The 18,107-nt window shown below is 65.2% G+C and carries 19 protein-coding genes; 10 read left to right on the top strand and 9 right to left on the bottom strand.

From position 1 onward, the window contains the following. Positions 1-53: 53 nt before the first annotated feature. From KZ498_RS11005 to KZ498_RS11015, 3 genes are all read right to left on the bottom strand, one after another. Complete coding sequence (locus KZ498_RS11005; RefSeq protein ID WP_312618849.1) at positions 54-1,583, bottom strand: substrate-binding domain-containing protein; 1,530 nt, start codon at positions 1,581-1,583, stop codon at positions 54-56. Between the two features lie 232 nt (positions 1,584-1,815). Beyond that, the gene (locus KZ498_RS11010) at positions 1,816-2,892 is read right to left on the bottom strand and encodes a TrmB family transcriptional regulator (RefSeq protein ID WP_312618850.1); all 1,077 of its coding nucleotides are present in this window, start codon (positions 2,890-2,892) and stop codon (positions 1,816-1,818) included. A gap of 60 nt (positions 2,893-2,952) precedes the next feature. Then, positions 2,953-3,942 (bottom strand): aldo/keto reductase, encoded by a 990-nt coding sequence (locus tag KZ498_RS11015; RefSeq protein ID WP_312618851.1) that lies wholly within the window; start codon positions 3,940-3,942, stop codon positions 2,953-2,955. Positions 3,943-4,001: 59 nt separating this feature from the next. Here KZ498_RS11015 and KZ498_RS11020 point away from each other — a divergent pair, with 59 nt between their 5' ends. The 6 genes from KZ498_RS11020 (at position 4,002) to KZ498_RS11045 (ending at position 8,445) form a co-directional block, all read left to right on the top strand. Beyond that, positions 4,002-4,877: a hypothetical protein gene (locus KZ498_RS11020; RefSeq protein ID WP_312618852.1), complete on the top strand. Its 876-nt coding sequence runs from the start codon at positions 4,002-4,004 to the stop codon at positions 4,875-4,877. 287 nt (positions 4,878-5,164) lie between these two features. After that, on the top strand, positions 5,165-5,461 hold the full coding sequence (locus tag KZ498_RS11025; protein WP_312618853.1) for a hypothetical protein: 297 nt from the start codon (positions 5,165-5,167) through the stop codon (positions 5,459-5,461). A gap of 374 nt (positions 5,462-5,835) precedes the next feature. Then, complete coding sequence (gfcR, locus tag KZ498_RS11030) at positions 5,836-6,474, top strand: transcriptional regulator GfcR (protein WP_312618854.1); 639 nt, start codon at positions 5,836-5,838, stop codon at positions 6,472-6,474. A 70-nt stretch (positions 6,475-6,544) separates the two neighbouring features. After that, the gene (locus KZ498_RS11035) at positions 6,545-6,742 is read left to right on the top strand and encodes a DUF5800 family protein (protein ID WP_312618855.1); all 198 of its coding nucleotides are present in this window, start codon (positions 6,545-6,547) and stop codon (positions 6,740-6,742) included. Positions 6,743-6,895: 153 nt separating this feature from the next. Next, positions 6,896-8,062: a thiolase domain-containing protein gene (locus tag KZ498_RS11040; protein ID WP_312618856.1), complete on the top strand. Its 1,167-nt coding sequence runs from the start codon at positions 6,896-6,898 to the stop codon at positions 8,060-8,062. Beyond that, a complete protein-coding gene (locus KZ498_RS11045; protein ID WP_312618857.1) occupies positions 8,059-8,445 on the top strand; it encodes an OB-fold domain-containing protein in 387 nt (128 codons plus the stop codon). The genes KZ498_RS11040 and KZ498_RS11045 overlap by 4 nt, the downstream gene beginning before the upstream one ends. Before the next feature lie 84 nt (positions 8,446-8,529). Here KZ498_RS11045 and KZ498_RS11050 read toward each other — a convergent pair whose 3' ends face one another. From KZ498_RS11050 to KZ498_RS11060, 3 genes are all read right to left on the bottom strand, one after another. Next, positions 8,530-9,471 (bottom strand): alpha/beta hydrolase, encoded by a 942-nt coding sequence (locus KZ498_RS11050; RefSeq protein ID WP_312618859.1) that lies wholly within the window; start codon positions 9,469-9,471, stop codon positions 8,530-8,532. 102 nt (positions 9,472-9,573) lie between these two features. Beyond that, on the bottom strand, positions 9,574-10,638 hold the full coding sequence (meaB, locus tag KZ498_RS11055) for a methylmalonyl Co-A mutase-associated GTPase MeaB (RefSeq protein WP_312618861.1): 1,065 nt from the start codon (positions 10,636-10,638) through the stop codon (positions 9,574-9,576). Beyond that, on the bottom strand, positions 10,635-11,057 hold the full coding sequence (locus tag KZ498_RS11060; protein WP_312618862.1) for a cobalamin B12-binding domain-containing protein: 423 nt from the start codon (positions 11,055-11,057) through the stop codon (positions 10,635-10,637). The genes meaB and KZ498_RS11060 overlap by 4 nt, the downstream gene beginning before the upstream one ends. 103 nt (positions 11,058-11,160) lie before the next feature. Here KZ498_RS11060 and KZ498_RS11065 point away from each other — a divergent pair, with 103 nt between their 5' ends. The 4 genes from KZ498_RS11065 to KZ498_RS11080 are packed head-to-tail and all read left to right on the top strand — an operon-like array spanning position 11,161 to position 14,093. Continuing rightward, positions 11,161-11,835: a glycosyltransferase family 2 protein gene (locus tag KZ498_RS11065; RefSeq protein WP_312618863.1), complete on the top strand. Its 675-nt coding sequence runs from the start codon at positions 11,161-11,163 to the stop codon at positions 11,833-11,835. A 2-nt stretch (positions 11,836-11,837) separates the two neighbouring features. Beyond that, the gene (locus tag KZ498_RS11070) at positions 11,838-12,224 is read left to right on the top strand and encodes a DUF2304 domain-containing protein (RefSeq protein ID WP_312618865.1); all 387 of its coding nucleotides are present in this window, start codon (positions 11,838-11,840) and stop codon (positions 12,222-12,224) included. Further along, entirely contained in the window at positions 12,217-13,074 is an 858-nt protein-coding gene (locus tag KZ498_RS11075) for a polysaccharide deacetylase family protein (protein WP_312618866.1), read from the top strand. The genes KZ498_RS11070 and KZ498_RS11075 overlap by 8 nt, the downstream gene beginning before the upstream one ends. Beyond that, positions 13,071-14,093 (top strand): lysylphosphatidylglycerol synthase transmembrane domain-containing protein, encoded by a 1,023-nt coding sequence (locus tag KZ498_RS11080; RefSeq protein ID WP_312618867.1) that lies wholly within the window; start codon positions 13,071-13,073, stop codon positions 14,091-14,093. The genes KZ498_RS11075 and KZ498_RS11080 overlap by 4 nt, the downstream gene beginning before the upstream one ends. A gap of 25 nt (positions 14,094-14,118) precedes the next feature. Here the strand turns inward: KZ498_RS11080 and KZ498_RS11085 are convergent, their stop codons facing one another. The 3 genes from KZ498_RS11085 to KZ498_RS11095 form a co-directional block, all read right to left on the bottom strand. Then, positions 14,119-15,906: a glycosyltransferase family 39 protein gene (locus tag KZ498_RS11085; RefSeq protein WP_312618868.1), complete on the bottom strand. Its 1,788-nt coding sequence runs from the start codon at positions 15,904-15,906 to the stop codon at positions 14,119-14,121. A 42-nt stretch (positions 15,907-15,948) separates the two neighbouring features. Further along, positions 15,949-16,635, bottom strand: coding sequence for a glycosyltransferase (locus KZ498_RS11090; protein WP_312618869.1), 687 nt, complete (start codon positions 16,633-16,635; stop codon positions 15,949-15,951). A 69-nt stretch (positions 16,636-16,704) separates the two neighbouring features. Beyond that, positions 16,705-18,054: an MFS transporter gene (locus tag KZ498_RS11095; RefSeq protein ID WP_312618870.1), complete on the bottom strand. Its 1,350-nt coding sequence runs from the start codon at positions 18,052-18,054 to the stop codon at positions 16,705-16,707. Positions 18,055-18,107 lie beyond the last annotated feature (53 nt).

The following is an 18,107-nucleotide window of genomic DNA, read 5'->3' on the forward strand; positions in this document are numbered from 1 at the left end:
TTCTGTCATGATAAATAATCACAGGGGGTGTTTTGTAAAGCTATCCCGGGACTTTAGGTTTGCTCGGTCTCTTCGAGTGCGCTCTCGAGCGTCGCCATCGCGTCAGCCGAGGAGGCATCCTGGCCGACGGCGCGGTTCGCCTGTTGTGCGATGTTACTAGACTGGTCGCTCCAGACGGCCGTCACCGGGCGCGCCATCGAGTTGTCCCCCGCGACCTGCAGGGTGTCCATGTATCGGCCGACGACGGGCACGTTCTGGGCCTCGCTGGAGTTGAACAGCTCCGGCCGCGGCGGCAGCCAGCCCTGGATGGACAGCAGTCTGAGCTGGAAGTCCGGCTGCATGGCGGCGCGGATGACCTCGATGACGGCGTCGATGTTCTCGCTGTTGGGGTTGACGGTCATGTGCCAGCCACCGAGGGCGGCGGTCGTGCCGCCGGTCCCGGGCTGTGCGGCCTCGCTTTCCGGCACGGCGTACGGAATCGGCATCGCGCCGAGGTTCTCGCCGAGCGCCGGGTCTTCGGTCTCCTCGGGGTTCCGACCGGTAAGCGCCAGCGAGTACGGCCAGTTCCGGTGGAAGATAGCGTTCCCGTTCGCGAAGGGGGCGCGCGCGTCCTCCTCCTTCCAGCCGAGGATTTCGGTCGGCGTGAAGCCGCCGCCGTAGCCCTCGAACTGGCCGCCGAAGTCCTCGTCGTGGACGAACTTCCGCATCATGTTCAGCGAGTTGATGACCTCCGGGTTGTTGACCGTAATCGGGCGCTCGCCGATCGGTCCGAAGAGGTTGTCGCGGCCGCCGAAGTACGCGCCGCCCCACGAGGACATGACCTCGTTGAACGTACAGCAGGAGGTCCCCTCGTAGATGTCCCACTGGGTCGTGAACCCGAAGTCGACGTCTGCGTTGTCGTAGGTATCGGCGGCGATGTTCGACCACTCCTCCCAGGTCATCGGCTCTGTCGCCCAGTTGTTCCCCTCGGGGTCGTAGCCGGCCTCCTCGACGAGGTCCTTGCGGTACTGCATCGTCGGGAAGTCCGGGAACACCGGGACGCCGAACAGGTTCCCGTTGCTCGGGTTCCGAGCCGTGTCGGTAAACGCCGAGAAGTAGTTGTCCGAGACGTCCGAGAGCAGTCCCTCCGGCAGCGTCTCCGAGAGGTTCTGGAGCTGTCCCCGCTGGATGAAGATGTTCGTCCAGCCGTTGTCCATCAGGAACATGTCCGGGTTCGTCTCGCCGGCCGAGAGCAGCCGGTTGTAGTTGGACCGGGCTGCGCCCGTGTCCTGGTCGCGCGGAACGAACTCTATCTCGACGGACTCCGGGAGGCCGTTGTCGCGCAGGGCCTGCTTGATAGCGTCGCCGTTGTTCTGGACGGCCACCGGGTCAAAGCCCCACTGGACCGTCGTCGCCTCGCCGCCGCCGGTCGAACCACCGTCACCGCCGCCACCACCGCCATCACCGCCGTCGCCGCCACCGCCGACGAAGTCCGCACAGCCCGCCAGTCCACTGACAACACCTGCTGCTCCGGCGGCACGGACAAACCGTCGCCGGGAAACGCCTGTCGAGCTCCGCTCGCCGCTTGTGCCATTGTCCGACATGTCTATTCTGAGCTATCCCGGACACACCTTAAAGGTTGTCCATAATTAACCACAGGTGTTGTTAATTGTCGCCCTCTTCCGGGTTTCATAGTATATTATCGGCTGGTGAAAACTGTATGAAACGTTCCGTATATATACGAACGGATAACTCAAACGACTGTTTGGCACACTGGTGCGCTCAAACGCGCAAACTGAGGTAAAGTTTACCCCAACAACAGAAGCGGTGCCCGCGTCACTCGTACGTTACGTTCGTAATCGTGATTTCGGTAGCCTCTATCTCCTCGATGACGGCCCCCCAGCCGCCGACTTCGTACGTCCCGTCGTCGGTGACCAGCGTCGCACTGATTCGGCCGGCCAGTTGCGCGAGCGGTACCGGGTCCGTCCGTCCGATGCTACTCCCGGTGTAGTCGACGGCAGTGATGCGCCCAGTCAGCTCGACGGACTCTTTTGTTTCCGTGTCGTATCCCTCGATGACGGCTTCGATAGTCGCCCCTTCGTTCAACAGCGGTTCGATATCCCGGACGGCGTGGCGGAGATCGACGTACGTCGTCGGCGTCTCCGGCGTCAGTTCGGTGTACAGGGTGTCCCATATCTCCCAGAGACAGGTCAGGAAGAACCAGTGGAACACGTAGGTGTGGGTCCGGTCCTTGACGAGCACGCCGTACTCGTTGACGGAGTCGTGGTGGGGCGCAAAGCAGGTCCAGGTCCGGTCGACGAGAACGAAAAACGGGGCCGGGATATCGCGGTTCCGGGCCTCCGTACAAGTCCTCTCAATATCGGAAAGCGGCGGCAGCTCGTCGCCGGGGGCCGTGCAGATACTGAGCTTGATGTTCACGCCGCGGTCGTGGGCGGCGATGAGTTCCTCACGGACCGCGTAGAACTGCTCCGGGTTCACGCCGACCTGGATCTGGTTCTCGGCCGTTTCGATGAGGTCCCGGGCCCGGCTGACGACCGTTTCGAACCGCTTGACGATACTGACCTCGTGGTCGGATATCTCGGGCTGGTTCCAGCGTTCCTCGATAGTTTCGGCCGCGTCGAGGTACCTGCTCGACCGGGACCGCAGGTCCTCGAGGACTACTTCGGGATTGCGAGCGCGCGCTGTCAGGCTGTCCTGCTGGAACGTCTCGATGTAGCCTTTCGTCTCCAGGTCCCGGAGGACGTCGTAGATACGCGGGTCCGGAACGTCACAGGAGTCAGCGACGTCGGTGGCTGATGCGGTCCCCAGCCCCAGCAACGCCACGTAGGCCTCTGCCTGATACGGGGAGAGACCGGCATCTTCGAGGACGTCGGTTAGTTCGCTGTCGTCCATGTGTGTTCAGAGAAACCGAGTACGCAATTAACGTGCATGGTTATCCATCGAAATCCAGAGTCAGTCCTTGCCCTCAACCGGCCACTGTGGCTGTTTCGGGGCCTCGATTCGGGCGCACTCCTCGTCAGTCAGCTCGACGTCGAGCGCCCCGACGTTCTCCTCCAGCTGGTCCATCGTCCGCGGGCCGATAATCGGTGCGTCGACGACGGGCTGGTGACAGAGCCACGCCAGGCTGACCTGTGCCGGGGTCGCGCCCTTCGCGTCGGCGATGGTTCGCACCTCGTCGAGGACCGCCCAGTTCTCGTCGCTGAACCGGTCTGCCGTGTACTCGTCCGTACTCGCCCGGCCCTCCGAAAGACCGTCGTCGCGCTCGTACTTCCCAGCCAGGAAGCCGCCGGCCAGGGGCGACCACGGAATGACGCCGACCCCTTCCATCTCACACACCGGCAGGAGGTTCGCCTCCTCGTGGCGGTCGACGGCGTTGTACTCCGGCTGCATCGAAACGAACCGCTCGTATCCCTCGATGTCCGCCGTGTACAGCGCCTTCTGGAACTGCCAGTTGGCCATCGTGCTCGCGCCGATGTAGCGGACCAGTCCCTCGTCGACGAGATACGTCAGCGCGTCCAGCGTCTCCTCGATGGGCGTGTCCTCGTCCCACCGGTGGATCTGGTAGAGGTCGAGGTAGTCGACGCCGAGGCGGTCCAGCGTGGCGTGACACTGGTCGATGATGTGTTTCTTCGAGAGGCCGCCCCCGTTCGGGCCGTCGTGCATGTCGAAGTACACCTTCGAAGCCAGGACCAGTTCGCCGCGGCGGGCGGAGTCGACAACCCCACCCAGTATCCGCTCGCTCTCTCCGTTCGAGTACGCGTTGGCCGTATCGAAGAAGTTGATACCCAGATCGAGCGCCCGTTCGAGAATCCGACGGCTCTCGGCCTCGTCGTTCAGCATCCAGGGCTCCGCGCTCCCGAAGTTCATCGTTCCGAGACAGAGTTCGGACACGTCGAGCCCTGTCGACCCCAGCGTGGTGTACGCTACCGGCGAGTCGCTCATGTCACGTTGTACCACAGCTGTTGTTAAAGAATTTTGGGACTGCCAAACGTTGTCCGGATATGAGCCGCGAATCCACACCGCAGAGAGCCGACCCGATTGAAGCGCTCGAGTCCCTCCACGAGGAGTCCTACACCGGGGAGAACAGGTGCTGGCCGTGTACGGTCCTGAACCTGGGGTTCCTCGGGCTCGTTGTACTGTTCTTGCGCGCACGAAAGCGCTCGTCTCTGAGCCTGCTGGTCGCCGTTGTCGGCGTCGCGGCGGTCTATCTCCGGGGGTATCTGGTGCCGTACACACCCGAGTTCGCCCCGCGGCTCGTGGCGGCGTCACCGGTCCCGGACGAGTGGTTCCACGGAGGGCCGTCACACGGCGAGCCATCGCAGGAAGCCCTGGCCCACGAGGAGCGTGAATCGCTGGCCGACGACGTCGGGATGGACGGTGAGACCGTCCTGCGGGAGCTATCCGCGGCCGGTGTCATCGAAGTCGAGGGGGAGCGGCTGTTTCTCGCGGCGGCCATCGACACAGCGTGGCACGAGCGGATGGACGAACTGGCCGACCAGTCGCTCGAGGCACTCTCGAGGACACTACAGGAGTCCCTGGAGCGGGTCGACCACACAGAACCGTACGTCGAGGACGACACGGAGTGGGTCGTGGTCGGTTCCGAAAACGGACAGCTCCTGGCCCGTCCGGTCGTCGTGGCCGAGCTCGCAGCGTACGAGGTTCTCGGTGAGTCCCTCGACGACGAGCGCCTCAGAGTCGCCGGCGCGGAAGCCTTCCGGATGTTTCTAGACAGCTGCCCGGTCTGTGGCTCCGAACTGGTCGAGTCGTCGTCGGTGTCCTGTTGTGGCGGCCATCTGGGACCGCGACAGGACCCCGACGAGACGCTCGTCTGTCCGGCCTGCGAGCAGCGACTCTACACGTTCGAGGGAGTCAATTGAAAGACCGTGCCCAAGTGTCCGCATCGTTCACAGCCGGACTGCTGGTATGCCGGTGGGCGAGCGGACCGCACTGTCAATTCCCGATGATGGCCGACAAGGGACCGTTGCGATCACCACCCATCACACGGCGTCACGGACGTTTCAGAATTGTGGAGCTGGAATAACTGCCACTAGCTGTAATTCATATAATCAAAAACCAATATCAAATAAAAACTACCGGGGTTGATTCCTGTTCGCTGCGTACTGGGTAACGCAGAGACCGAAACGTCGGTTGCCCACCAACAGACATGGAATACTCAGATACAAAACAGGTTGTCGATGAGTCGTTCGAGTTCCCGGTGACGCATACAGCTGTGGTCGAACAGATCGGTACCACTGAAATAACGTCTCCCTCCGGCGATTCGATCACTATTCAAGAGGTTTTAGCTCAGGTCGAAGAGGAGAGTTACCCGTCTTCGGACGCGCTTTACACCACAATTATCGGCAACCTGGACGAAACATTCATCGGACGCAAATATTATGACGACCGAGGCGGCACGTCCCCGGGAACCGAGGTCGAGGACGACGCAACCGTCTCACTCTGAGACCTGCTGCTCATCTGGAACTGAAACGCCGCCAGTGAGAGTTCCGCGTTTTGTACTGACCAGTTCGAGTCGGGTGTGCCGACAGTTCTATGCCACACTCAGAGGAGCGGACGATGGATGGGGAACGGCGGGACGGACCCGCCTGACCGCTGGTGCGTGCGGTCCCGCGTACAACCATGCAGTCTGGCAGACAGACGGTTGGCGTCGGCCGGGTCGGGGGAACGTGGTGACCCGACGAGGGTCGCCACCGACAGTAGTCCCCGAATCGCAGGGGGAGTGTACCCAGCCGATAAAACAGTACAACGGCTGTTGTAAATATATTTTGGTGGGTGAAGAACACCGCCTATTAAATCCTCGCACACGGAGATACGGGTATGAAGAATATCGACGACCTCGTCGACAGCGCGTCCGACCTGGCGCAGCGTGGCCTCTCTAAGGGCGAAATCGCCGACGAACTCAACGTCTCCCGCGAGACGGCGAGTTGGCTTGTCGAACGTAGCGGTACCGGCACGGAACCGGACACGAGCGGCGATGGCGGTCCCCACGACATCCACGTCGACTGGTCCGCCGTCGGGCGGGACAGCAACCGACTGTACCACGCCGGGGCAGCCATGGCGGACCTGCTCTCGAAGAAGGGCGATGAGGTGGACCTCACTATCGGTATCGAGAAGGCGGGCGCACCGCTTGCGACGACCGTTGCGCGGGAACTGGAAACAGACCTCGGGACGTACGCTCCGACCAAACACCAGTGGGACGACGACGAGAGCGAGACCACCGACGGCTCCTTTTCCCGGAACTTCGCACAGATACGGAACCGCGACTGCTACGTCGTCGACGACACTATCACGAGCGGCAAGACGATGGGGGAAACCATCGACGCGATCCACGAACAGGGCGGCAACCCCGTGGCCTGTGTCGTACTGGCGGACAAGCGCGGCGTCGGCGATATCCGCGGCGTCCCGGTGTACTCCCTGCTGCAGGTCATCCGGGTCGGTAGCGACAGCGATTCGTAAGCGGTCCTGCCGGCCTGCCCCGAACGCGCGAGAGACTATCCTTTTATTCGTGCCGTGCGTAATTCCGTGTATGACTGTGCTGTCGTTCGACGAACAGGGTGTGGATGTCGTCTACGAGGGAACGGAGTTCCGCCTCGAAAAGGCCCTCATCGAAGACGCCATCCAGAAATCGTATCCGAACGTGACCGACCACGAAGTACTGCAGATGGTCGAGCCGGAACCGTCGCTGTCGGGAGAACCCCAGCGTATCGCCGAAATCGTGAACTGAGACGGTCTGTTTCCTTCGAAGGTTAGTTCCCTCGTGGGGATTTAATTCGACGCAGACACAATATTCCGTTTTCAGGCGTTCATAGCAGCGAATATGCACTAATTGAGCAGCCGAACAGTAGGCATTTAAGCCGGCAGCGCACACTGGGTGATAATGTCAGACCCACGTATCGCCGGAGCCGGCGTAACACATTTCGGGAAACACCCCGAACGGACCGGCCGAGACCTCTTCGCCGAGGCAGGGCTCGAAGCGCTGTCGGCGGCCGGAATCGACCCGGAAGACGCTGAGGCCCTTTATTACGGCAACTTCATGGGAGAGCTCGCGGAACACCAGGGCCACCAGGGCCCGCTGATGGCCGAAGCCATCGGGCTAGACGTCCCGGCAACCCGTGTCGAAGCGGCCTGTGCGTCAGCCGGTACCGCCGTTCGCGAAGCCGTCAAGACGATTCGAAACGACGAAGCGGACGTCGTCGTCGTCGGCGGCGCGGAGCGGATGACGAACATCGGGACGGCCGCCGCGACGGACGCACTCGCCATCGCCGCCGACGACCTCTACGAGGTCCGCGCCGGGATGACCTTCCCCGGGGCGTACGCGCTGATGGCCCGGTCGTACTTCGACCAGTACGGCGGCACCCACGAGGACCTCGCCCACATCGCTGTCAAGAACCACGAACACGCCCTGGTGAACGACCACGCCCAGATTCAGAAGGCAATCACGGTCGAGGACGCATTGGAGGCCCCGACGATTGCGGACCCGCTCGGTCTCTACGACTCCTGTCCGATCACCGACGGGGCCGCGGCGGCTGTCCTGACGACGGAGTCCTACGCCGAGGAGCACGACCTCGACGCCTCGGTCGCAATCACCGGGACCGGCCAGGGCGGCGACAACCTCGCGTTGCAGGACCGCCCACACCTCGCACAGACGCCCGCCGCCGACAAGGCCGCCGAGGAGGCCTACGGGGACGCCGGCGTCGGTCCGGACGACGTCGATTTCGCCGAAGTCCACGACTGTTTCACTATCGCGGAAGTGCTCGCGATAGAATCGCTTGGCTTCTACGAGCGCGGCGAGGGCATCGGTGCGGCGCGGAACGGCGAGACGACCCGCGACGGCGACCTCCCGATAAACCTCTCGGGCGGGCTGAAAGCCAAGGGCCACCCGGTCGGCGCGACCGGCGTCGCCCAGCTGGCGACCGTTGCCTGGCTCCTCGAGGGGTCGCATCCGCGGGCCGACGCCGTGCCGGACAGCACCGTCGGCGTCGCGCACAACGCGGGCGGCACAGTCGCGTCTACGACTGTCCACGTTATGGAGGTGCAAGAATGACCGAATCCACAAAGGACGGCGAGTACGACGAGTGGCTCGACAGCATCGAATCGGGTGACGCCTACTACCTCGAATGTTCGAAGAATCACGGCTGGCTCCCGCCCCGGCGGGTGTGTCCGCGCTGTCACGACCAGGACCTCTCGCGGGTCGACCTGCCGGACTCCGGCGAGATAGCGAGCCACACGACGATTACGGTCCCGACGCCGCAGTTCGAGGACGACGCGCCCTACGTCACCGCTATCGCCGACTTCGGGCCGGTTTCGGTCACGGGGCTCGTCCGTGACGTGGACCCGGCCGACGTCGCCATCGACGACGTAGTCGGTATCGACGTCGGCGAGCGCGTGACGACCGGCGAGAGAGCCGTCGTGTTCCGACCGCGCTGAGGGGTCGACGGCTGTTGTACGTCGGTTGTGAATATCGCCGACCCCGCGTCGGCGACTGTCAGTAAACAGATACACCAGTCAGTCTCAGCTCTCGACCGTTACCGAGGTCACTCTGTCGCGGACCACGTCGACGAACTCGCCGGGGTGTTCGACGTGCGGAAGGAGCAGTGAGTCACCGAACACGATGAGCTTCGCGTCCGCCTGCTCTGCCAGGTCGCGGCCCTCCGACAGCGGCGTAATCTCGGCGTCCTCGCCCCAGACCAGCGTCACGGGCACGTCGAGACCGGCCAGCACCTCGCCGAGGTCCTCCTCGGGGTCGAGGAAGCCGGAGACGAACGACGCCGGCGCGAAACGCGCGCCGGGCTGGTGGCCGCTCTGCCACTCGTAGTCGACAACTTCGTCGGTGAGGTTGTCCATGTCGTAGTAGCCGTGGTCGGCGTGGAAGTGGCGGATGGAGGGCTTCGAGACGGTGAGGTTGTAGATGGCCTCGCCGACGACAGGCGCGCGCAGCAGCGAGCGGAGCCAGACGGTGCGGTTGCCCATCGAACTGTCCGTCGGGCAGATGAGGACGAGTTCCCTGACGTCGACCTCATGTGCCGCGCTGGCGGCGTAGGCTCCGGTCAGTGACGACGCGACGACGGTCGCGTCGGTGGTGGTGTCCTCGATGAAGTCACGCACGAAGGCCGTGTACATCGACGCCGAGTACAGCAGCGGCGGCCGGTCCGTGTGCCCGAAGCCCGGCAGGTCGGGCGCGATGACGTGGTAGTCTTCGGCCAGCGTGTCGAACACCGTGTGGAACTCGTGGCTGCTGGCAGCGGCGTTGATGCCGTGGAACAGCACGAGGTCCGGGTCCGACGGGTCGCCGGCCTCGGTGTACGCGATATCGAACCCGCGCCAGCGATAGGTCCCCTGTTCCCCGTCGAGCATCGGTTCGAACGCGCCGGCCTGGGCCTGCAGCACGCGGTTGGCGGCGGCTGTCGCGCCGACCGCACCGACGACCGCACCGAGCGCCTTGCGGAGTTTCATGGTAGAGTCTTGGGGCCCGAACAGTGTTATAAATGCTGGACGAACGACAGCGGCCTGTCGCTATCGGCCCGGGCCACAGGCAGTTCGGTGGCGGTTCCGAACTCAGTCGCGACGCTCGTCGAGACACTCTCGGAGCGGCGAAAGCACTTCGTCGACGACCGTGTACGGGTCGGTGTGACGGTCGATGACGGCGTCGACGTAGCCCTCGATGCCGCCCCGCCGGTCGAGTTCGTCGACCAGCAGTTCGTTTGCGTCCTCCCGAAGGAGGGTTCGGATCTCGGCGGCGAAGCGCTCTCGGGCCTGCCCCTCCCGGCGGCCGGTTCGGTCCAGGTACGCGCCGTGGTTGGCCAGCGCGTCCAGGAAGTCCTCGACGCCCTCGCTCCGGTTGGCGACCGTCTCCACAATCGGCGGGTTCCACGTCTCCGATTCAGCGTCCCCCTCGCCGGCGGACGCGTCACCTTCGCCGGCGGACGCGCCACCGTGGCCACCGGCGAGTCCGGTCGCGCCGTGGTGGCCGGTGTCCGGCCGCCCGCTCCGGCCCTGCAGCATCTCCCGGAGTTGCTGGACGGTCCGGTCGGCCCCGTCGAGGTCGGCTTTGTTAACCACGAACACGTCACCGATTTCGAGGATGCCAGCCTTGAGCATCTGCACGTCGTCGCCGCTGCCCGGCGGCACGAGCACGGCGACGGTGTCGGCGGTACGGACGATGTCGACCTCGTTCTGGCCGGCGCCGACCGTCTCGACGATTATCTTGTCCTTGCCAAAGGCGTCCAGCGCGGTCACGGCGTCGGTCGTCGCCGTCGACAGCCCGCCCAGCGAGCCCCGCGCGGACATCGACCGGAAGAACATGTCCATATCGCCCGCGTTCGAGGCCATCCGTATCCGGTCGCCGAGCACTGCGCCACCCGAAAACGGCGAGGACGGGTCGATGGCGATGACGCCGACGGTCTGGCCCCGCTTGCGGTAGGTCGCTGCCACCTTGTCGACCAGCGTGGACTTGCCCGCGCCGGGACTGCCGGTGACGCCGATGACGTCGGCTGTCCCGGTGTGCTGGTGGAGATCGGAGATTATCTCGCGATACCCCGGCGAGCGGTTCTCTATCTTCGTGATGACTCGGGCGAGCGCGCTGTGCTTGCCAGCGAGCAGGTCAGCGACGAGGTCGCTCATCGCTCGGGCGCGTGCTCGTGGATGTAGTCGATCATCTCCTCCATCGACGCGCCCGGGCCGAATATCTCGTCGACGCCCAGGCCGCGGAGTTCGTCCTTGTCGTCGTCCGGAACGATGCCGCCGACGAGGATTAGCCGGTCGTCGAACGCGTCGTACTCCTTCAGTCCGTCGAGAATCTTCGGAACCAGTGTGTTGTGCGCCCCCGAGAGGATGGAGATGCCGACGACGTCGACGTCCTCCTGGACGGCGGCCTGCACGACTTCGTCGGGCGCTCGATGAAGCCCCGAGTAGATCACTTCGAAGCCGGCGTCACGGAGCGCCCGCGCGATGACGTGTGCCCCCCGGTCGTGACCGTCGAGTCCGACTTTCGCCACCAGACACCTGATGGTCCGTTCCGTCTGCTCCTGCTCGACACTCATGTCAGTACGTACCGCGTGGTGTGTTTTCACTCTTGCCCCCGGAGCATTTCGACTGGTTCATGGAACGACAATTCTAAGTTCGCTGCCAGCGGCGTTTCCACCAGTGCGAACAGTCGCCGTCATCCCCGCGTACAACGAGTCGAGCACCATCGGGTCGGTGATCGACGGAACGAGCCGGTACGTCGACGAGGTGGTCGTCGTCGACGACGGCTCGTCGGACGACACCGCGACCATTGCCCGCGAGCACGGCGCACACGTCGTCACACACGTGTTCAACACCGGCGTCGGCGGGGCCGTCAGGACCGGCTACCAGTACGCCATCCGGCACGACTACGACTTCGTCGTGCAGGTCGATGCCGACGGCCAGCACGACCCGGAGAAGATTCCGACCCTGCTGGACCACGCCGAGGACGCGGACATGGTCATCGGTAGCCGCTACCTGAACGAGAGCATAGACGACTACCCGCTCATCAGGCGGCTGGGCATCACCTTCTTTACGACCGTCGTTCGGAAGCTCGGCGGGATAGACATCACCGACGTGACAAGCGGCTTCCGCGTCTACCGGGTGTCGGCGCTGCAGGACATCCTCCACCGCTCGGACAACCACTGGGCGGTCGAGCAGACGCTCGATGCGGCCCAGCGCGGGCATCGCATCGAAGAGGTATCGATAGAGATGCCGATTCGGGACGAGGGCGAGTCGCAGTTCAGCCTCGACACGCTCGTGCTCTACCCGCTACGGATGACTGACACGGTGTTTCGCGTCCTCCTCTTTCGCTAATCATGGTCTTTGGATTCGACTACTCACTGGTCAACCTCCTGTCGCTGGTCGTCGGGCTGGCGTTTCTCGCGAACGGCTACGTCATCGTCAGGAGCGAACGCGAATCGTTAGAGCTGTTCGTGATGTCGCTGCTGCTCGGTTCGGGGCTCATCGTCGTCGCAATCGTCCCCAACGTGTTCGAACTCGTGGCGCGGCTGCTGGGCCTGGAATGGAAAGCCCGGGCCATCCTCGTCATCTCGAACCTGACGCTGTTCGTGGCGGTGACGTACCTCCTCAACCGCATCGGGCACATGTACGACCGGCTGTCGCGGCTGAACGAGGAGCTGAGCCTCCTCCGGAGCGAACTGGAGGAACACCAGCTACAGACCGAGGACAGGCAGGATGAGTAATCGCGCGGTGCTGTCGATGGATTTCGAGTTGTTCACCCAGACGCCGGCGTACCGGAGCGCGTCGGGGACGACCGACAGGAACGGCGTCGGCCTCGACGGCGGCCGGTTCTTCAGAGAGATACTCGCGGAGTACGACGCGACTGCGACCGCGTTCGTGGTGTCGTCGGTCGCCGAGTCCCACCCCAACGCGGTACGGGCGCTCGCCGACGCGGGACTGGAAATCGCCTCCCACACCCACACCCACCAGTTGTTTTCAGACCTCGACGGGGAGGGGCGACGGGCGGAACTGACCCAGTCCAAGGACGTGCTGGAGCGGGCCACCGGTGAGGAAGTCTCGGGGTTCCGCGCGCCCGCCTTCGACATCACCGACGACCACTTCGACCTGCTTTCCGAGGCCGGCTACACGTACGACTCGAGTGTGGTCTCGAGCCGGTCGATTCCGGGGTGGTACGGCGGCGAGTACGACCTCCACGAGCCCGTTCCGGCGTCGGCGGTGCGCCCGGATGCACCGGACACCATTACGGAGTTCCCGGCGAGCGTCATGCCGGGGCTGCAGTTGCCCCTCACCGGGACCTGGCTCCGGTTTTTCGGCCCGCGGTACACGACCCTGGGCATGCAGTTGCTGGCCCGCCGGGGGGTTACGCCGATGCTGTACGTCCACCCGTGGGAACTGGTCGACCTGCCGGCCGTCGAGGGGGTGCCGACGCGGGTGTACGTCAGGACCGGCGACTGGATGCGGCGGGCCGTCGAGCGGATTCTGCAACAGGACTTCGAGTTCACGACCGCGCGGGCGGTTCTGGCGGACGGTGAGCCGGCCGCGACACAGCTACACAGGGGCGAGCCGCCGTGACGAGCCGGGCTCGTGATCTGGGGATCACGGTCGCCCAGTACGGTATCGCCGTCGCGGCGCTTTCCTGGCTGCTCACGCAGTTCGACATCGCGAGCGCCGTCGACCTGCTCGCCGGCGTCGATATCGAGACGGTGCTCGCGATAGTCGCCGTCAGCACGCTCGGCATCTGTGGCCGGGTCTACTCGTGGCACGCGGTAATCACCCCGCTGGCACCGGTCCGGTTCCGGACCGCCGCCGGGACGACGCTCATCGTGAACTTCGTCAACCAGTTGCTGCCCTCGCGGCTCTCCGGGCGGCTGGCCGCGCCGTTCGTCCTCCGGAGCCAGACCGGGATGGCCTACAGCGACGCCGCGGCCGCGTCGGCGCTTCACACCGGCATCTTCGCGATGTACTACGGCGTGGCGGCCACGGCAGGCCTCATCCTGGCGATTCCACTGCTCCGGCTCGAACTCCTCTTGCTATTGGCGCTCGCGACCAGCCTCTACTTCGCGGCCGGGCTCACCATCCTGCTTGCGGGGCTCAACCTCGCCTATCTGGACCGGCTCATCGGCTGGCTGTCCGGAGTCGCGGTCCGGGTGCCACGCCTCGGCGAGACACTCGCGGCGCGTCTCGAGGGCCTGCTCGAATTCACTGACAGCTCGACCACGACGTTTCGGACGCTCGCGAGCGAGCCGGCAGTGTGGCTCCGCTACGCGGTCGGCTGGACGGTCGACCTGGTGCTCGCCCCCGGCGTCCGCGTCGGCCTGCTGCTGGGGAGTTTCGGCGCCGCGTTCGAACCGCTGGTCGCGTTGCCGCTGTATCTCCTGGTCGCGTATACCGTGACGCTCCTGCCCCTGACGCCCGGCGGTATCGGCGTCACCGAGGCGACGGCGACGGCAGTGTTCGTCGCGCTGGGCATCCCGGCCGAGGTTATCATCCCCATCATCTTCGTCGACCGGTTCCTGGGCATCTACCTGCCGTCGCTCGCGGGCTGGTATCCCTCCGTTCGACTCGATATCGCGTCACTGACCACAGAGTAGCCACACAAAAGCGGCGGGAAAGCGTTCAGAACGGCGGATGCCGGCTCGTGTCGCACTCGCCGTCACGTTCCAGAATGAGGGTGTACTGGTTCGCCGCGAGCTCCTGCTCGTCGGCGAACTGGTCCGTGTGCGGGACGACGCCGAGCCGGAGCAGGTCGGTGAACGAGCCGGGCGTCGGCCGCTGGGGGACGAAGTTCGGCGGCCGCTCCCCGAACTCGGCGACGATCCTGTAGTTGTACTCCTCGTTCAGGAGCGCCCGGAGGTAGGTGGCCTGTGCGTCGCCGTTCCGGTAGTAGGTGTCCTCCTTGAGATACAGCAGGTCCCGGTACCCGACCTGGATGTATCGCGGGCACGCCATCGCTTCCTCCGCCTCCGAGTCTTCGCCCGCGACGTGTCGGGCGGTCAGCGAGTGCGGGACGGCAGTGTCCTGGATGTGGACGCGGTAGGTCTCCACCACATCGCCCTCCTCGCTGTTGTCCTCGAGCCACGCCGTCGCCTCGTCCCGGGGCATCGACGCGAACCCGGCCGTCCCGACGCCGGCGTAGACCGCCGTCGTCACCAGCAGGACGGCCATCACCGGGCGAGCCAGCGACGGCGAGCGGTTGCGGAGCTGGTCCAGCCGACCGCCGACGAGCAGGGCGATGAGCGGGAACGTCGGCAGGAGATGGTGCACGCGGAAATCGTGCCACTGGGAGAACATCGCGACGTAAGCGACCAGTCCCGTCAGGACGAGGACGGTGCCGTGAAACGCCGACGCCCGCTCCCGTACCGTCGCGGCGGTCGCCACGACACTGGCTGCGGCCGCGGCAAACAGCGCCAGTCCGAGCGCGCTGAAGTAGCCCCGCAGGAACCACCACCACATCGGGGCGTCTGGGCCCGTCGGGTGACTCATCCGCGAGGTCGAACCGCCGAACACCCGCTCGATGAACGGCTCGGCCCCCGCCACGAGCGCGGTCGGGAACCCGAGCACGATCGTGGCGAACCCGAGCAAGGCGCCGCTCAACAGGAGTTTCGGCCTGAGCAGGGTCTCCGTCAGCGGCGCGTCCGCGGCATGAGCCCGGAGCAGGAAAGCCACGCCGATGAGCAAGACGACCGGCGCGGCCGTCAGTTTGAACGCGATTGCGACGCCGCCAGCGGCGCTGGCCGCCAGAAACAGCGTCCGCTCGTCCGTCTGGACGTACCTGACCAGCAGGTACAGTGCGAGGAGGACGAACACGAGCGCCGGCATGTCCTCCCCGGCCTCCTTCGAGATGGTGAGAAAGCCGAAGGTAAGCGAGAGCACGACGGCCGAGAGCCGGCCGGCGTTGGGGCCCTCTATTGCGACGCCGAGGCGGTACGTGAGGTAGACGGCACAGATCGCGGCGACCACGTTGGTCAGGCGGATAAAGACGAGGCTCCAGGTCCATATCCACTCGGGCGTGGCGGCCCAGACCCCGTAGTGACCGAACTCCCAGCCGGGGAAGGCGATGGCCGTGAACGCGCCCAGGTCGCCGGTGATAGCCGCGACGAGCACGACGGGGAGGATGGCGAGCACGTAGAGGTACAGCGTCGCGCCGAAGGGGGCCCGCCCCCACTCGACGCCGGCTTTGAGCCCCTCGAAACTCGGCTCTTCGAGGACCGACCCGTAGACGACCATCGCATCGAGCAGGCGACTGTACTCGTCACGGGTCGCGAAGTTCGGAATGCGGTGCCAGAACCAGAACCCGACCATGACAGTCGACAGCAGGAGCACGTAGCGGAGGTAGGGGTCGTCCCGGAGGTCGGACCGTATCTGGTCGACAGCACGTCGGGGCAGTGACCGCCAGCCACTCATCGTGTCACCGCTCCGGGGTGAGTGTTGAAAAGGTTACCCTTCTCAGAAGTAGTCGGCATCGAACTCCCGGCGGAGGATGTAGTGGTTGGCGTACCCGCGAACGTACTTCGCGAACAGCGAGAGATACCCCTCGTCGGCCTCTCTGCGGGCCGACGTCGCGACACAGGAGTCGGCGTCGTAGACGATTCGACCGTAGTCTTTCATCCGCAGCGACAGCTCGGTGTCCTCCATGAACGGGATGTCCTCGTCGAAGCCGCCCGCGGCCTCGAAGGCGTCGGCCCGGAAGCTACAGTTGAACCCCGGCTGCTGGACGAAGCCCAGCGGCCAGGACACCCGATACCAGTAGTCCGACAGCAGCTTGAACAGCACGCGGTGTTTGCGACTGTCTTCGAGCGGGCGCGCGGGACCGCCGACCCCGACCACCGCGTCGTCGGTGTAGTGCCTGAGATGCAGGCGGACCCAGTCCTCGGGGACGACCGTATCTGCGTCGGTAAACAGCAAGACCGGCGCTGTCGCGGCCGCTGCCCCGCGGTTCCTGGCGGTCCCGGCACCGCCCTCGTCGCACCGAACGACTGTGTCGACAAAGGGCGTGTCGCGGGCCACCCGTTCCGTGCCGTCGTCGCCGCCGACCACGACGACCAGTTCCACGGGCTGTGACTCGAAGGGAGCCAGACAGCGGGCCAGTGACTCCGCCTCGTTGTAGGCCGGGACGATGACTGCGGCGTCCATCTGGCAGTCCGCTACACCGTACAGACAGAAATAGCAAGCGATGCGACGGCCCGTGGCCGAAATCACCCGTCACCGACGCCGGGCGAGGACAGTCCCCGCGAGGACGGCGACGAGGGCGATGCCGGCCAGCGTCCCGAACAGCGTCGTCGCGTTCGCAAAGGCCAGAATCGACCCGGCGAGACCGCCGCCCAGCGCGCCGACGCCGAACACGCCCAGATACGTGAAGCCGTACGACAGGCCCCGCGTTCCGGCGGGCGTGTACTCCGCGACCGAGGCCTGATACATCGGCTGAACGACGAAGAGGGCAATCCCCAACAGCGCACCCAGCACCGCCAGCGGGCCGAGGCCCATCGCCGACACCGGAACGAACAGCACTGCAAGGACGGCAAGCAGCAGGAACGAGCCGGCGATGCCGTACTCGACGGGAATCCGGTCGCTCAGTTTCCCGCCGGCGAACTGGCCGAACACGCCGATGAGCAACAGGCCGGCGTAGAAGTAGTCCTGTGGCTTGAGCGTCTGCCCCGTCCCGGCCTCGATACCCAGCGCCGACAGGACGCTGGGGGGCAGTAACGTCTCGATGGGGATGGGCTCGAACCCCGGCAGTGTCCGCAGCAGTTCCGGGAGGAAGGTGAGCACGCCGCGGTAGTACAGCCCGGAGCACATGACGACGACGAACACCAGGAGGAAACTCCCGGTCAACAGGTGCTTGCTCTCCGTGAGAAACTCCCCGAGGGAGTCGAGACCGCTGCTGGCCTTCGAGCCGCCGTCAGTCGCGGCTGTCACCGCCGCCGTCTCGTCGAAGCTCGCCCGCGAGGCGTAGAGGGCGGCGAGCAACGCGGGGACGCCCAGGACGAGCGCGACCGTCCGCCACTCGGCGACCAGCAGGAGGACCGCGGCCACCAGCGGCCCCAGGCCGATGCCGAGGTTGCCGGCGACGCCGTGGTAGGCCAGCCCGGTCCCGCGCTGTTCGACGCCCTTGCTGATGAGCGAGAGCCCGGCCGGGTGGTACACGCTGGCCGAGAGGCCCCAGAGGACAAGCGCCAGCGCGATGACGACCATGCTCGGGGCCAGTCCCAGCAGGATGTACGACCCGCCCATGCCGAGCAGACAGCCCGTGATGAGCCGGCGGGAGCCGATACGGTCGACGACGATACCGCCCGGGAGTGCGCCGGCCCCGAACAGGCCATAACCCAGGGTCACGATGACGCCGACAGTCGCCGTCGTCACGTCGAACTGGGCGACACCGAGGTTGATGAGGTCGAACTCGGTGAGCCAGATGACGACGAATATCGGGACCGCCATCTCGTAGGTGTGGACCAGCCCGTGTGCGAGCATGACCAGCGCGGTGATGGCTCGGTCGTTCGCGTTCACACTGTGGTTCCTGTTGGCCGCCGGCAAGTGTGTGACGGTTCCGCCCATCCACGCGTGCACCCACCCAGAATCAGGGGTGGGTTTTTATGTCCGAACAGTAT

Source organism: Haloarcula sp. 1CSR25-25 (genome assembly GCF_032027985.1).
Taxonomy (GTDB): domain Archaea; phylum Halobacteriota; class Halobacteria; order Halobacteriales; family Haloarculaceae; genus Haloarcula.